Source organism: Cytobacillus sp. FSL H8-0458 (assembly GCF_038002165.1).
Taxonomy (GTDB): Bacteria; Bacillota; Bacilli; order Bacillales; family Cytobacillaceae; genus Cytobacillus.
Map to the genome: position 1 here is coordinate 21,955 of NZ_JBBOBR010000002.1, position 14,718 is coordinate 36,672.

17 protein-coding genes and 1 pseudogene are annotated in these 14,718 nt (G+C 42.3%); 6 read left to right on the forward strand and 12 right to left on the reverse strand.

Annotated features, from left to right (window positions below):
- Positions 1 to 72: 72 nt before the first annotated feature.
- Entirely contained in the window at positions 73 to 1,494 is a 1,422-nt protein-coding gene (locus NYE23_RS21435) for a sigma-54 interaction domain-containing protein (protein WP_341080907.1), read from the forward strand.
- A 63-nt stretch (positions 1,495 to 1,557) separates the two neighbouring features.
- On the opposite strand, the gene NYE23_RS21440 is transcribed toward NYE23_RS21435, so the two are convergent.
- From NYE23_RS21440 to yugI, 3 genes are all read right to left on the reverse strand, one after another.
- On the reverse strand, positions 1,558 to 1,923 hold the full coding sequence (locus NYE23_RS21440; protein ID WP_341080909.1) for a group I truncated hemoglobin: 366 nt from the start codon (positions 1,921 to 1,923) through the stop codon (positions 1,558 to 1,560).
- Between the two features lie 141 nt (positions 1,924 to 2,064).
- On the reverse strand, positions 2,065 to 3,492 hold the full coding sequence (gene nhaC, locus NYE23_RS21445; RefSeq protein ID WP_341080911.1) for a Na+/H+ antiporter NhaC: 1,428 nt from the start codon (positions 3,490 to 3,492) through the stop codon (positions 2,065 to 2,067).
- Positions 3,493 to 3,735: 243 nt separating this feature from the next.
- The gene (gene yugI, locus NYE23_RS21450; protein ID WP_035332058.1) at positions 3,736 to 4,134 is read right to left on the reverse strand and encodes a S1 domain-containing post-transcriptional regulator GSP13; all 399 of its coding nucleotides are present in this window, start codon (positions 4,132 to 4,134) and stop codon (positions 3,736 to 3,738) included.
- 277 nt (positions 4,135 to 4,411) lie between these two features.
- Between yugI and NYE23_RS21455 the strand changes: the two genes are divergently transcribed.
- Positions 4,412 to 4,780 (forward strand): helix-turn-helix domain-containing protein, encoded by a 369-nt coding sequence (locus tag NYE23_RS21455; RefSeq protein ID WP_341080913.1) that lies wholly within the window; start codon positions 4,412 to 4,414, stop codon positions 4,778 to 4,780.
- A gap of 103 nt (positions 4,781 to 4,883) precedes the next feature.
- Here NYE23_RS21455 and NYE23_RS21460 read toward each other — a convergent pair whose 3' ends face one another.
- Both NYE23_RS21460 and NYE23_RS21465 read right to left on the reverse strand, forming a co-directional pair.
- The gene (locus tag NYE23_RS21460) at positions 4,884 to 6,059 is read right to left on the reverse strand and encodes an aminotransferase (RefSeq protein ID WP_341080916.1); all 1,176 of its coding nucleotides are present in this window, start codon (positions 6,057 to 6,059) and stop codon (positions 4,884 to 4,886) included.
- Positions 6,059 to 6,562, reverse strand: coding sequence for an Lrp/AsnC family transcriptional regulator (locus tag NYE23_RS21465; protein ID WP_341080918.1), 504 nt, complete (start codon positions 6,560 to 6,562; stop codon positions 6,059 to 6,061). The genes NYE23_RS21460 and NYE23_RS21465 overlap by 1 nt, the downstream gene beginning before the upstream one ends.
- Before the next feature lie 176 nt (positions 6,563 to 6,738).
- Here NYE23_RS21465 and NYE23_RS21470 point away from each other — a divergent pair, with 176 nt between their 5' ends.
- Positions 6,739 to 7,578, forward strand: a complete 840-nt coding sequence (locus tag NYE23_RS21470) for an alpha/beta fold hydrolase (RefSeq protein ID WP_341080921.1) — start codon at positions 6,739 to 6,741, stop codon at positions 7,576 to 7,578.
- A gap of 40 nt (positions 7,579 to 7,618) precedes the next feature.
- On the opposite strand, the gene NYE23_RS21475 is transcribed toward NYE23_RS21470, so the two are convergent.
- Positions 7,619 to 7,879 carry a DUF1871 family protein gene (locus tag NYE23_RS21475; protein ID WP_341080922.1) on the reverse strand — a complete coding sequence of 87 codons (261 nt, stop codon included), beginning with the start codon at positions 7,877 to 7,879 and terminating at the stop codon, positions 7,619 to 7,621.
- 114 nt (positions 7,880 to 7,993) lie between these two features.
- Here NYE23_RS21475 and NYE23_RS21480 point away from each other — a divergent pair, with 114 nt between their 5' ends.
- Complete coding sequence (locus NYE23_RS21480) at positions 7,994 to 9,163, forward strand: MalY/PatB family protein (protein WP_341080925.1); 1,170 nt, start codon at positions 7,994 to 7,996, stop codon at positions 9,161 to 9,163.
- Between the two features lie 678 nt (positions 9,164 to 9,841).
- Here NYE23_RS21480 and NYE23_RS21485 read toward each other — a convergent pair.
- The 5 genes and pseudogenes from NYE23_RS21485 to NYE23_RS21505 form a co-directional block, all read right to left on the reverse strand.
- Positions 9,842 to 10,386 (reverse strand): annotated as a pseudogene (locus NYE23_RS21485) (nuclease-related domain-containing protein).
- A gap of 181 nt (positions 10,387 to 10,567) precedes the next feature.
- Positions 10,568 to 10,942: a PH domain-containing protein gene (locus tag NYE23_RS21490; RefSeq protein WP_061794248.1), complete on the reverse strand. Its 375-nt coding sequence runs from the start codon at positions 10,940 to 10,942 to the stop codon at positions 10,568 to 10,570.
- 99 nt (positions 10,943 to 11,041) lie between these two features.
- Positions 11,042 to 11,605 (reverse strand): superoxide dismutase family protein, encoded by a 564-nt coding sequence (locus NYE23_RS21495; protein WP_341080928.1) that lies wholly within the window; start codon positions 11,603 to 11,605, stop codon positions 11,042 to 11,044.
- Positions 11,606 to 11,754: 149 nt separating this feature from the next.
- Positions 11,755 to 11,964, reverse strand: coding sequence for a hypothetical protein (locus tag NYE23_RS21500; RefSeq protein ID WP_159867816.1), 210 nt, complete (start codon positions 11,962 to 11,964; stop codon positions 11,755 to 11,757).
- A gap of 75 nt (positions 11,965 to 12,039) precedes the next feature.
- Positions 12,040 to 12,771, reverse strand: coding sequence for a peptidylprolyl isomerase (locus NYE23_RS21505; RefSeq protein WP_341080930.1), 732 nt, complete (start codon positions 12,769 to 12,771; stop codon positions 12,040 to 12,042).
- Between the two features lie 121 nt (positions 12,772 to 12,892).
- Between NYE23_RS21505 and NYE23_RS21510 the strand changes: the two genes are divergently transcribed.
- Positions 12,893 to 13,273: a kinase-associated lipoprotein B gene (locus NYE23_RS21510; protein ID WP_341080932.1), complete on the forward strand. Its 381-nt coding sequence runs from the start codon at positions 12,893 to 12,895 to the stop codon at positions 13,271 to 13,273.
- 39 nt (positions 13,274 to 13,312) lie between these two features.
- Here the strand turns inward: NYE23_RS21510 and kapD are convergent, their stop codons facing one another.
- Complete coding sequence (gene kapD, locus NYE23_RS21515) at positions 13,313 to 13,933, reverse strand: 3'-5' exonuclease KapD (protein WP_341080935.1); 621 nt, start codon at positions 13,931 to 13,933, stop codon at positions 13,313 to 13,315.
- A gap of 238 nt (positions 13,934 to 14,171) precedes the next feature.
- On the opposite strand from kapD, the gene NYE23_RS21520 reads away from it, so the two are divergent.
- On the forward strand, positions 14,172 to 14,714 hold the full coding sequence (locus tag NYE23_RS21520) for a hypothetical protein (protein ID WP_341080937.1): 543 nt from the start codon (positions 14,172 to 14,174) through the stop codon (positions 14,712 to 14,714).
- Positions 14,715 to 14,718: the final 4 nt, after the last annotated feature.

The window sequence follows — 14,718 nt, forward strand, 5'->3', positions numbered from 1 at the left end:
GTGCAAATTTTAATTGCATATATTTAAATTAGTATATACTATTGAATAAACTGCCGAATGAAGGAGATTACAATGAATCACAGGGAATTTGAACAGCTCCAAATGAAAAGCAAGTTCTTTCAGCGGATATTAGATGAAATTGATGTTGGTGTCCATGTAGTGAATGAGGAAGGACGAACTACATTCTATAATAAAAAAATGGCCCAAATAGAAGGCATGGATTATGAAGATGTATTGGATAAAAATCTGCTGGATGTATTTTCTTTCAATCAGGACGAAGACAGCACCTTACTTCAGGCGCTCAAAAATGGCAGCAAAATTAAAAATGCCAAACAAACCTATTTTAACAATAAGGGACAGGAAATCACCACGATCAATAACACTTTTCCAATTATGGAAAATGATGAACAGATAGGCGCTATGGAAATCGCACGTGATGTGACCAAGCTTGAAAAGCTGATCAGAGAAAATATGAATAAACGCGGAGACACACGCTATACTTTCGATAGTATTATTGGAAGCAGCTCAGAAATCCATGAAGTTATTGAAGCGAGCAAAAGAGCAACCCGGACAAGTTCTTCTGTCCTTATTATCGGGGAGACCGGCACGGGGAAAGAGCTTTTTGCCCAAAGCATCCATAATGGCAGCAGCCGCTCTTCAAAACCATTTATCTCCCAAAATTGCGCTGCTCTTCCTGACAGTCTGATAGAGGGTCTTTTATTCGGCACAAAAAAAGGGGCATTTACAGGCTCCATTGAAAGGCCAGGATTGTTTGAACAGGCAAATGGCGGAACTTTGCTGCTGGATGAAATCAATTCACTTAATCCCTCCCTGCAGGCAAAGCTTTTGAGAGTTTTGCAGGAAAAAACGGTCAGAAGGGTCGGTGACACGAAAGACCGGACAATAGATGTAAGAATTATAGCAACTATTAACGAAGACCCGATTGATGCTATCTCAGAAAACCGCATGCGAAAAGATTTATATTACAGGCTTAGTGTTGTTTCCCTCTTTATTCCGCCTCTGCGTGAGAGAAGAAAGGATATCCGGGATCTTGCACAATTTTTCATAGAAAAATACAATCAGCTATTTGGGATGAATGTAGCGGAAATCGATGAAGAAGTAATGAGCAAATTCGAGCAATACGATTGGCCGGGCAATGTAAGGGAACTGGAGCATATTATCGAAGGTGCCATGAATCTGCTTGATCAGGAAGAAGCGATCAGCTATGTGCATTTGCCTCTTCATTTCCGGAATAAGCCTCAATTCAAGGAGGAACCGCACGAAACCGGTCATTTGGAGGATTTGCTTATACAGAAAAACAAGCCTGTTAAAACACTAGAACAATATATACAGGAAGCTGAGACCTACTATTTAAAGAAAGTCCTTAAACACCATGGCAATAATATAACCCAAGCAGCAAAATCCCTTGGCATGAGCCGGCAAAATCTGCAGTATCGGCTGAAAAAGTACGGATTCAGGAAAGAAAACAGCTGATTAATTCGGCGTGGGAATCTATCGATAACAGAATAAAAAAACGAAAAGCTCCCCACGGGGAGCTTATTTGTATAGAATATCGTCCCTAAGCGCTGCCACACGAGTCAAAGCTTCGTCGATATCCCTCTCACTCACTCCAAAATGGGCAAGTGCATCATGCAGATGCCTGGCAATCGCATCAAAGTGTTCCGGCTGCAGATCCATTCCCTCATGTGCTTTTGCCATGGAATTGCCTGAATACTGATTTGGCCCTCCCAGAGCATAACTGATGAACTTGGATTGATGCCGCTTCTGCTTTGCCATATCAGTATGCTCGAAAAACTGATTGACGGTCGGATCCTTCAATACCAGTTCCTCGTAAAAATAATCAACAACCTTTTCAATAGATTCTCCGCCGCCTACTTTTTCGTAAAGTGTCTGCTCTGCCATATATATCTCTCCTTTCAACAAAATATATTCTTTGCTTACTGAAAGTTCTTATTCAAAAACTTTACAGTCAGAATCAATTTACCTTTACCCTATTATTTTTTCAAAAAACAAAGAAGACTCCGAGGATACGGAGCCTGAAATCTAAGATGCTAATTGATCTTTTTCTTCTATTTCTTTTCGTTCCTGGTCACTCATGAATGTTATTTTGTAGCCAAGCATCGCAAAGATAATAGCCAGGATCGGCACAGTGAAATTTAAAATTGCGTATGGTGCATATTCAAATGGATGAACGGACAGTGTTGACATGATAAACACTGCACAAGTATTCCATGGAACAAAAACGGACGTGACGGTACCTCCATCTTCAAGGGCCCGTGAAAGATTTTTAGATTGCAGGTTTTTATCCTTAAATGCCTGAGTGTACATTCTGCCCGGCAGCAAAATGGAAATATACTGCTCTGCAGCTGCTACATTGGTAAAGAATGCAGATAGCACGGTAGTGGCTACCAAGCTCCTTGCTGAACGGGCCAATTTCAGGATTTGTTCAACAATGGCTTTTAGCATGCCGGTCTGCTCCATAACTCCTCCAAAGGCCATCGCTACTATCGTAAGGGAAACGGTATACATCATATCGTCAATGCCGCCTCTATTAAATAGCTCGTCCACCATCGAGTTCCCTGATTCAATCGAAAACCCGCCCTGGAGTGTATTCACCGCATCCCCTACAGCGCCGCCCTGCACAAAAATATGGCAAAGCCAGCCAAGGAAAACGCCAACCGCAAGCGCGGGCAATGCAGGCACTTTTTTTGCCACTAAACCTATAACAATTAAAGGAACCAATAATAGCCAAGGAGATATGACGAAACTTTCTGATAAAACATTCATTACATCGGTAATCTTCTCACTTTTTACATCATCCCCGCCGAATTGCCTTCCCAAAAGCCAATAAGCAATAATGGCAATGACCAGCGCCGGAATGGTGGTATAAAACATGTGCTTTATATGATCGAAAAGGTCTGTACCTGTAATTCCTGCAGCCAAATTAGTCGTGTCTGACAGCGGAGACATTTTATCTCCAAAATAGGCGCCTGAGATAATAGCCCCTGCAACCATTGGTGCCGGTATGCCCATGCTGATTCCAATACCCATTCCGGCAACGCCAATCGTTCCCATAACAGACCATGAGCTCCCGATTGCAAGAGCAACAATTGCACAAATTATGCAGATGGACACCAGAAACATTGATGGTGTCATTAGCTTCAGCCCATAAAAGACCATTGTCGCTACAATTCCCCCGCCAATCCAGGATCCAATAGTCAAGCCCACCATTATAATAATTAAAATAGCCGGAAGCGCCAGCTTAATGCCTTTATAAAAGCCTTCTTCAATATCATTCCACTTATAGCCAAAACGCCAGGCAATGAAAGCGGATACAATCGTTCCGGCAATTAAAGGCACATGAGGGCTTCCCTCAAACTTAACAATCGTAATAATCATTGCAGCAATCATGACCAGCAGCGGAAGCACCGCAAACCAGAAGGGAATTTTCTTTCCTGTTATTTCTTTCATAATGTTCCTCCTTTTAAAGTTACATGTCTGTTGGTTTAACTATTGCAAGATTAATGCCAAGATATGAAATTCAAACATTTTTCAGACTATTTACCGTAAAAAAATTAATTTACATCGGTTTTATGCAGGTAAGCATGCAAAATATATTGTCGAGCGCCCGCTCATTTTGCATATAAAGCAAATATTTTTTGCATCACAATAAAAAAATAAAAACCGGGCAGCAAAACCCGGTTTTCATTTTTATTACTTCTTAATAAGGTCCTCGCGCTGGGACTGGTCAATCCACTCTTGAAGCTTATCCTTAAGTGTATTGAATCCCTGTGCAGATTCGTCTTCCATTTTGATTGGAGCTGCCTGGCGCTTGCGAGGCTTTCTTGCTTTCGCTTCTGCTTGTGGCGCTTCTTCTGTTGCACGGATTGATAAACCGATTTTTCCTGCTGCTTCGTCAACAGAAAGAACCTTCACTTTTACTTCATCGCCCACTTTAAGATGCTCATTAATATCTTTTACGAAACCATGAGTCACTTCAGAAATGTGGACTAATCCCTGTGTATTCTCATCTAATGCTACGAACGCACCATATGGCTGAATACCCGTTACCTTTCCTGTAATAACACTGCCTACTTCGATTTTCTCAGACATGAAAACACTCCTATTTAAATTCAAATTTTATCTCTTTATACGCAATAAAAAATTATATCACAACTTGATTAAAATATCAAAAGGAATTCAAATGGAAACCCCAGACATTTTATCCCATAAGGAATTACTGACTGTCATTCATTATAATAAAACAATCCGCAAACAATATGTAGACATTCTATTATTTGTTAACTAAATGTTCATGAAGTACAAAAAGGATCTTACGTTTACCGTGATAAAATATAAATAGAAGAAAATGTTAACGGGAGTGATGGATATGTCAAATATAGGCCATAACATTAAAGCTTGCCGCGAACGTGCAAATATGACCCAGCAGCAGCTCGCATTAAAGGTGAGAGTGGGTACGGGAACGATTGCAAAATACGAAAATGGAGATCAGATTCCTGATACACAGACTGTTTTAAGAATCTCAACAGCCCTGGATATTCCAGCTTCTGAACTGCTTGAACAGGAACTGCAGAAGGGCCAGTCAGGAATCGATTATGAAATCGAACAGCTTGTGCGTGAAATAGGCACAAAAAAAGCAAAGCTCATCTTGCGGAAAGCTAAGGAATTCAGTGAGGAAGATTTCCTGCGTGTCATGCAAATGCTATATGAAATAAAATATGATAAAAAAGTTTTATAAAAGGGAGTATAAAAAAGGGAATACTGGTTAGCCTTGAAGTATAAGGCTTTCTAGTATTCCCCCCCTTTTTGAAGTTGACAATCTGTTGTGGATTGTCCTTTTTTTATGCCTTCTGATTTTGCTTTAAGAAATGGCTAATTCTCTTAATCGCTTCCTGCAGAAGTTCCATGGAAGTGGCATAAGAGCAGCGCACATGGCCTTCCCCGCTTTTGCCAAAAATATTGCCTGGCACGACCGCTACCTTTTCCTCCAGCAGCAGCTTTTCTGCAAATTCTTCAGAAGAAAGCCCGGTACTTTCAATAGATGGGAAAGCATAAAAGGCTCCTCCAGGCATATGGCATGATAACCCCAGTTCATTTAGAGACTGAACAAAATAATTCCGCCTGCGCTTATAGCTCTTTTTCATATCCTCAACATCTGATCTGCCGGTCTTCAAGGCTTCAAGTGCAGCAAACTGTGCCATTGTAGGTGCGCACATCATTGCATACTGGTGAATTTTCAGCATTGCCTGTGAGATCTCCTCTGGTGCGCAGACAAACCCCAATCTCCAGCCTGTCATGGCAAACCCCTTTGAAAATCCCGAAATTAAGATTGTTCTTTTCTTCATTTCTCTGATGGCGGCAAAACTCGTATACTCATCATCATATGCAAGCTCCGCATATATTTCATCAGAAAGAACCAGCAAATCGTACCTTTCAGCTATTTGTGCAATGGCGTTCAGTTCATCTCCACTTAACATTGTTCCAGTCGGATTATTGGGTGAACAAAGTATAATGGCTTTCGTCCGGGAGCTTATTACGTTTTCCAGCTGCTCAGGCAGAATCTTAAACCCATTCTCCTTTAAAGTCTGAACCTGGACAGGCACACCTCCTGCAAGAGCTACTAAGGGAACATAGGAAACAAAGCTTGGTTCAACCACAATTACTTCATCACCCGGATCAAGGATTGCCCTTAGAGATATATCCAATGCCTGGCTCGCTCCCACTGTAACGACAATTTCACTTTGGGGTGAATAAGATACTCCAAAGCTTTTTTGCATATAGCCTGCAATTTCCTCCCTCAGCTCCATTAACCCGGCATTAGCTGTATATGAGGTGTATCCCTGCTCAAGGGAAAGGATGGCTGCTTCACGCACTGACCAGGGGGTGATGAAATCAGGTTCTCCCACCCCAAGGGAAATGACTCCTTCCATTCCTGCAGCAAGGTCAAAAAAGCGGCGAATCCCGGAAGGCTTCAGCTCTTCTACCGTTTTGGATAAATAAGACTTCGTTCCCTTCATTACGGTGACACCACAATTCGTTTATCGTCTTCATTTTGTTCAAAAATAGTGCCGTCATGTTTATATTTTTTTAGAATAAAGTGTGTCGTTGTTGACAAGACGGAATCCAGAGTCGACAGCTTCTCTGATACAAATCGGGCGACCTCATTCATGGAACGGCCTTCGATGATAACAGAAAGATCATAGGCGCCGGACATTAGATAGACAGACCTCACCTCTTTGAAACGGTAAATTCTCTGTGCAACTTCATCGAATCCTACCCCCCGCTTTGGAGCTACCTTCACATCAATCATAGCGGTAACTCCCTCATGGCCATCCACCTTTGACCAGTCAATAACAGAATTAAAACGCACAAGCACCTTCATTTCCTCGAGCTTATCTAAAATGGTTTCAGTTTCCGCCACACTTAATTGAGCCATTTTCGCAATGTCTTCCATAGGGATTCGCGCACTATTATTTTCTAAAATTTCCAGAACTTCGATTTGCTTTTCAGTTAATTTCAATACTTGTCGCTCCCATCCTTTAGTGATTTACTCTATAAAATAGTTACATTATAGCAAAAACTTCGAAGAATTAATGTGTCACTTTCATTATTTATTAATTTCTTTAAAATCATATGTGTCAAGATTAAGATTAAGGGGAAAATACTGTGAAAGTGAGTCTAGGAAGGGGAAGGCGCATGGAACAAGCGACATTTTCAGGAATAGAGGCAATTAATGGAACAGATGTTTATTATGAATACTATAAACATGAGTCCTCCAGGAATACCCTGGTTCTGCTGCACGGTTTTCTTTCTTCCACCTTTAGCTTTCGCAGGCTGATTCCTCTGCTGCAAACGGAATTCAATGTGGTATCGATGGATTTGCCGCCCTTCGGCAAAAGCGGGAAATCCCAGCAATTCGTCTACTCCTATAAAAACCTGGCTGATACGGTTATCCGCTTATCAGAAAGGCTGGGCTTTGAAAAAGTCACATTAATAGGGCATTCCATGGGGGGACAGATTGTATTAAATGTTGCACATTCCAACCCTGATTTGGTTGACCAGGCCGTACTGCTGTGCAGTTCCGGGTATATGAAACGAATGAAGCCGCATATCATCTTTTCAAGCTACATACCATTCTTTCATCTGTATGTGAAATTATATCTTCAGCGCTCAGGGGTAAAACAGAATTTAAAAAATGTTGTCTACGATCATTCCATGATTGATGATGAAATGCTCTATGGCTATTTGTCGCCATTTTTAGAAGACGATATTTTCCGGGCCTTAACCAGGATGATTCGCGACAGGGAAGGCGATATGCCTGCTGCTGCATTGAAGAAAATAGAAACACCGTGCCTTCTAATATGGGGAGAACATGACAGGGTCGTTCCGCTTCATATCGGAAAACGGCTGAATAAAGATTTAAAGAATTCCAAGCTGGTGGTATTAAAAGATACCGGTCATCTCGTGCCGGAAGAGCGCCCGGAAGATGTTCTTAAGCACATCAGGAGTTTTATAAATTCCGTTCCAGTGTGCTGATAAAAATGGCAGCCCCTGGACGGAGCTGCCATTTTTTACTTCACATAGCGCAGGAGCCATTATTCTTGATTTCAAGAAGACGCCCGGAGATTTCTATGCACTTTTCCAACGGAATGATTTCCTCAAAGGAAAATTCATATATCGATTGAATCCTCCTGGCTAATTTCACTTGATCATCCAGATCATGGACTGCCTGAACTGAATCCGCAATTTCAGTGTCATAATTGCCCGGCCCCACTCTAAACGGATCCCACTGATCCAGTGTATAAACAAGCAAAAGATTCGTTTGCTGAATTTCCATTTATATCACCTGATTATTATTCGGCTGAATGAAGCCGCAATATTTTAATTTTTAGCATCAATATCATATCATAGAGTCAGGATACATAAAAGAATTTTAAAGGCGGTGACAGAGTTGGATCGTTTTAATTTCCATCAAAAAATCAGCAGGGAAAATACAGCTTCAGTTAAGTGGGATCGGACCAGGGAGGTTTTCGGCAGAACCGATGTATTGCCGATGTGGGTAGCGGACATGGATTTTCAGCCACCCGAGGAAGTGAAGAAAGCCATAGAGGACAGAATAGCTCATGGAGTCTACGGATACACCTTTGCTCCTGATTCAACCGCAGACTCTATCGGACAGTGGCTTTACAGGCGGCATGGCTGGACAATCAATAATGAGTGGATTTTATACAGCACCGGAGTGGTTCCCTCCATCGCAACTGCCATCCAGGCTTTTACGGAAAAAGAGGATAAAGTAATGCTCCAGTCTCCCGTATATACTCCTTTCTTTGAGATGATTAAACAGAATGGCCGCAAAGTCGTTAATTCACAGCTGAAGCTCGAGAACGGCCGGTACGAAATTGATTTTGCCGATTTTGAAGACAAATTGAAAGAAGGAGTGAAACTTTTCCTGCTCTGCAATCCGCACAATCCGGGCGGCCGCATGTGGACAGAAGAGGAACTTAGGAAAATAGGGGAGCTCTGTGTTAAATATAATTGCCTTATTCTTTCCGATGAGATCCATTCTGATTTAATTTATAAAGGCCATAAGCATTATCCCATTGCTTCAATGGATCCACAATTTGCAGATATTACGGTTACCTGCATAGCTCCGACAAAAACCTGGAACCTCGCAGGGATTCAAGCGTCAGCTGCCATTATTAGCAATGAAAAGCTCCGAAAGTCTTTCCAGGCAGAACAGCACAAGCAAGGATTCTTTACGCTGTCGGCCTTCGGAATCATCGGCATGGAAGCAGCTTACCGCCATGGCGAAGAATGGCTCGATGGTCTGATGGATTATCTCGCTGAAAATAAACGGGCTGCAGCTGAATTTATTGGTGAGCACCTTCCCGGTATTCGCCTGATGGAGCCGGATGGCACATATCTGCTATGGCTTGATTGCCGCGGATTGGGATTAAGTGATGCCGAACTGCGCCAAAGTCTTTTGGAAAAAGGGAAACTCGCCCTGGAACCAGGCCCAAAATACGGCCCGGGCGGTGAAGGCTTCGTCCGAATGAACATTGCCTGCCCGCATGAAGTATTGGCGGAGGGACTGGGAAGGCTGAAGCGGGCTTTTGAGTGATAGTATGTGGAGGCACGGCTGAGAAGCCGTGCTTTTCGTGTGTGCTGAGATTGCGATCATTGGTCTCGTTTTTCGGCCTCATGAATCCCATTTCCTTCTCTGGCTCCTTGTTTTCGGCTTCATGAACCCTCCATGGCGACCATTTTCTTCTCTGCCTCCTGGTTTTCGGCCTCATGAACCCTTTATGGCGACCATTTTCTTCTCTGCCTCCTGGTTTTCGGCTTCATGAACCCTCCATGGCGACCATTTTCTTCTCTGGCTCCTCGTTTTCGGCCTCACGAACCCTCCATGGCGACCATTTTCTTCTCTGGCTCCTCGTTTTCGGCCTCACGAACCCTTTATGGCGACCATTTTCTTCTCTGGTTCTCCATAGTCGGCTTCATAATCTCCTCATGCCTCAATCCTGCTTTTTAATATAATAAGAATACTTTCCATGTCCCTGTATTAAATATCTCTTACTTAGTATCCTCCGAACAGTTTTCCTAGACCCAACACCACCGCACCATTCTACTATTGTATTTGCAGTTATTTTCCTATCTGGAAACAAAGCCCTATATTCATTCACACAACGAAGTATCGCAGTGTCCGCCTTTTCTTTCAAGCCACATTCCCCGCACGTTAAGTAACCTTGAGTAAAGGGAGTCATGAACGAAGAACACGAATCACACGGAATCCCTTTTACCAATTGGGCATAGTTATATTCTGAATTCGCATGTAGGGATTCTCCTTCAGACAGTGGGCATTTAACTGCACAGCCAGCTTTATGTTTCGGGATTTTGCCACATTTGGAGTTTTTTTAAATTTCTTAAGGAATCGTTTTAGCTGTGAAGGAAATACGGCTGGAATATTTAGTGGAGCCTGATAAAGCTGAAATCCGGGGTTGATAAATATCAGATGAGAATTGATGGGAAGATGAAAGCCGAGTTCTTTTAGGAGTCCTCGCAAAAGTGTTTCACATCTCTGCAGCTGAAGAAGGGGATTTTTTATTTCTGTTTTGGACGGAAGGGAGTACCATTTTTCGTTTTCTATGCAATAGTCACCTTCGTAGTTTTTTACTTCAAAGACAATAGAGTGCTGCCGGCGATAAGGAGGGTATCGATTTGGAAGTGGGTATTGCTGCTTTCCAGCAGGAGATCATTTAGAATGATGAAAGAGTCCGGGAAGTCCTGAAGTTCCCTGTCAAAATGAAGCTCGCCTGCATTGCCCTTCTCTAAAATAGATATTGATTTTCATCTCTCAATGGCAGCTCAAGCCGGCGGGATAGGAGGCGGAGCAATTCCAGCTCCCTTGGTTCGAAACGGGGTCTATTAATCATATTTCACCTCTCGTATTGGAATAATTTCATTTTAAGAAAAATTCTCCACACTCACAAGTAAAATCCCCTCGCGCTCCAAGCAAGGGGATTTACAGTACATATTCAGCAAGCACGCTCTGCACTTCGTAGATATTCAAGTTTTTATTAAAATGTTTTTCAATTGGTTCGTCTGATCCTGAAATCCAAATTTTCAATTCGGCCTCCAGATCAAAGCTGCCTGCGGTTTCAATGCTAAAATGGGTAATGCTTTTATAAGGGATGCTGTGATACTCGATTTTTTTCCCTGTGATTCCCTGCTTATCCACCAGAATCAGGCGCTTGTTTGTAAAGATGAATAAATCACGGACAAGCCTGTAGGCTTTTTCAACCTGTTCACTCGGAGCAAGGACTGCTGAAAATTCGTCCTGGACCTCCTTAATGTCCGCTTCAGATGCATTGCCGATAAAGCCATCGAAAATCCCCATTTAACCAACCTCCATTATAAGGTTTAACTCCATTATACGGATCATCCGGGAAAATTCCCAGTGATAAAGGCTTTCCCTTTCCGGAAAGCCTTCAGTTATTTATTCTTCTGTAGACTGATCGTCCTGTGCTTTTTTCTGCCCTTCTTCTTTTTTATCTTTTGAAATTCGGCCGCAGGCAATGCGTTCTCCGGAATCTCCTGCCGGCTGGGTCATGCCATCATCCGGCCCGTCATGGATGACAATGGAGGTCCCTTTCTTTGTCAGCAGTGAAGTTTTATCTTCTTTTAACGTGACCTGAGGCGCCATAAAATCAATCTTCACTTTGCCGTCATCCTCTACAATCAGGTTGGGAAGATCACCCGCATGGGATCCTTTTGGATGTAGCAGACCATGCTCCTTATTATCAGGATTGAAATGATTCCCGGCGGATTTGAAATCAGGGGGTTCGCATTTTGCTTCTTCATGGATATGGATGGCAAGCTCCCCCGGCGGCAGCCCGCTCAGATCTCCGGTCAATTTTACTCCGCTCGCCTGTTCCTGCACCTTAATGGTGCCTAATGAATCGCCTGCAGCATTAAACATTTCGACTTCTGTATTTGTAATGTTCTCTTCCCCGCAGCCGGACAGAAGAAGAACAAAACCCAGCATCAAAGCTTTTCTCATGATTGAATCCTCCATCAAGACAATTTGCCTTTAGTGTTGCCCAATCACTTTATTAATAAACAAGAGAAGCGCAATCGCCTTGCTCACTCCCAACTCCTGGAGGGGGCAGACGCCGGAGTTAGATCTTACAAAAAAAGAAGAACAGCCGCTCAGCTGTTCCCCTCTTGTCTATTTTGCCTGTCAATGCGCTCTTCAAGCTCTTTCGCTTTGGCTGCTTCGCGCCTTGATACACGGATTATTAATCTCATGGTAAGAATGGCCCCAACTAAAAAGATGGCAAACGTTACAGCTGCCGGGCCATATTCTGATTTATCTTCCGGAAAATATAGAAATAGTGACAGTACATACCATTGCAGCATTCTAATCAATCCTTTCTGCTAAAAGCAGTGTCCATTAAATTATTATATCAGCAATGGTTGCACAGTCCAATGAACTTATTTCAATACCTCGATCTTTTCAATGACCACATCTTCCACAGGCTTGTCCTGTGCGTCTGTTTCAACCGCTGCGATGCTGTCGACTACATCCATTCCCTCAATAACCTGCCCAAAAACGGTGTGCTTGTTGTCGAGCCAATGCGTACCGCCTTTTTCATAAGCTTTAATGATCTCTTCGGGATAGCCGGCCTTTTCCATTTCTGCTTTCAGGCTTGGATCAAGTGACTTGTTCTGAACAATAAAGAATTGGCTTCCGTTTGTGTTGGGACCGGAATTCGCCATGGATAAAGCTCCGCGGATATTATAAAGCTCATTGGAGAATTCATCCTCAAATGATTCACCGTAAATGCTTTCTCCGCCCCTGCCGGTTCCATCAGGATCGCCTCCCTGAATCATAAAGTCCTGAATGACACGGTGAAAAATCAAGCCATCGTAGTAGCCATCTTCACTGTGCTTAATGAAATTTTCAACAGCTTTTGGGGCCTGGTCCGGGAAAAGTTTAATTTTAATATTCCCTTTTGATGTCTGCATTTCCACCAGTCTTTCATTTCCCTGTACTTCTTCAGTCAGCTGCGGAAAATTGTCCGGAGTTTCACTTGCCTGGTTATTTGTCTGTTTTTCTTCAGTCTCAGAGCCATTTGCATTGTCCGCTTCTTTTTCAGTGCTTGTCCCGCATGCTGACAGGATAAACATCAGAATTAGAATTGGAGTTAACATACGCCATTTCATTATTTTCAGCCTCCTATAAAAAACTAATCATTTTTTAGCTTACCTGATTTATTGAAAATTTGCACTTTGTTTTTTCAGGCTTCATAATAGGGCTAAAGAAAATGAAAAAGGAGAGGTTAGGTTGGCAGAAGTAAATATCGGCGACAAAGTAACAGCCATCTATAAAACAGGCAAATATATCGGGGAAGTGACAGATATCCGGCCGCAGCATTACCTGGTCAGAGTGCTGGGGGTCTTAAAGCATCCCATGCAGGGCGATTTGCATAATCCTAAAGAAGCGGACGTGATGCTTTTTCATGAGCGCCGCGCGCTTGCTTACAGAGAGCAGACCAATGTGCCTAAGCAAATGGTAAAGCCCTTCACAGAAAAAATACCAGACTATAAGGATTCACTGCAAATAGCACTGGATAAAATGAGAACGGAGCTGGAAGGAGATTCTTCTCCATGGGCTGAGCAAAGCATAAGAAATCTCGACTCATTGGAGAATGATTACTTTAAGTAAAATGAAAACAAGCCAAATCGCTTTGATGGATTTGGCTTGTCAGGCAAATTTGTTAAACAGCTTCGAGAAGTCCACCCGGTCGCCAATTGTCGTAGGCTCCGGCTTTTGCAGATACTTTTTATCCTTTTCTACCAATCTGAAAATATTGTAAGTCGTCAAGGCATCATCCAGAGCTCGGTGATGTTTTCCTGTTCCTTCCTTGCCGTATTCCTGAACTGCTTTCCATAATCCTGTCTGGTTTTGGTCACCAAAGAATCGCTTATATTCCATCGAAAGGTCCACTTCCCTGCCCCTGAATGGAAAATCCACTCCAGCCTGGATGCAATTTTTTCTAAGCACCTTCATATCCATATTTCCCCACGTAACGATTGTGCAAGAACGATTTCTGTTCATATCCTTCATTTTTTTGACCAATTCAAGAAAATCCATTCCCTGATCTACTTGTTCCTGTGATATATGCAGAAAGGATTTGCACCGCTCGGACAATATCGGAAACCGGACAGGAGTTACATATGAAGAGAATTCTTCACAAACCTGATTGCTGATAACTGATACAATGCCAGCTTCGATAATTTCCGGAAAAAAACCTCTGAAAGCACTGCCTTTATCAGGCATGGTAAACTCAAAATCAATAAATAGGTATTGATGTTCCTCCCCCATGTTTTCACCTGCTTTCCCTTAAAATTTTACGGACTTAATTTCTTATATTATAGCATGAAATATTTCAATTTTCTGAGTAAATTGCTTTTATGCCGGAAATTCTCCAGCGCTCCCCTTATCTAGCTATCTATTAATGGAATAACCGCACGGCAAGCTGTATATTTCCATTCTTCCCTGCATAAACATAAACCATATTCTAGTAATTTCAAGAGATAAATAGAGAAAAAGGGGGCAGGGTATGAAAAAAGGAATGTGCTGTTTTTTGTTTGCAGTCCTGCTGTCAGTTGGATTCCTAATGCCTGCGAAAGCTGCTGATGCTGAAAAAGAGTTTGAAGATATACTCGAAGAACAGCTTCGAAGCACAGTCCATTATTACAGCGAAAACTCCTTTTCAGTCATTGATGCATACGGATTGCAGGGACAGGTAACAAAGATCGTTACATCTGATGACCTGCAAACATCAGAAAATGAAGAGGTTATTGAGGAATATACTTCCCATATCGGCATTGTTTTTTTGGAATTGGAACAAAAACGGGATGACTTATTTATATTTAAGAAAAAAGATTTCTTTTATTATGATTTTGACAAAAAAGAATTTCTGACAGCATCAAATGTGCTTGGCAATGAATCAATCAGGGAGTTCTTTGAACGGTATGTTGATAATACCGAAAAAAGCATTACCCCATTCTCCAAGTTACTCCTCCTATTCTTCCTTTCCTTTATCATTACGGTTCCGCTAGCCATCATGATTTTCCAAAACCGCGGCCGCAGTAAAACTTAATACA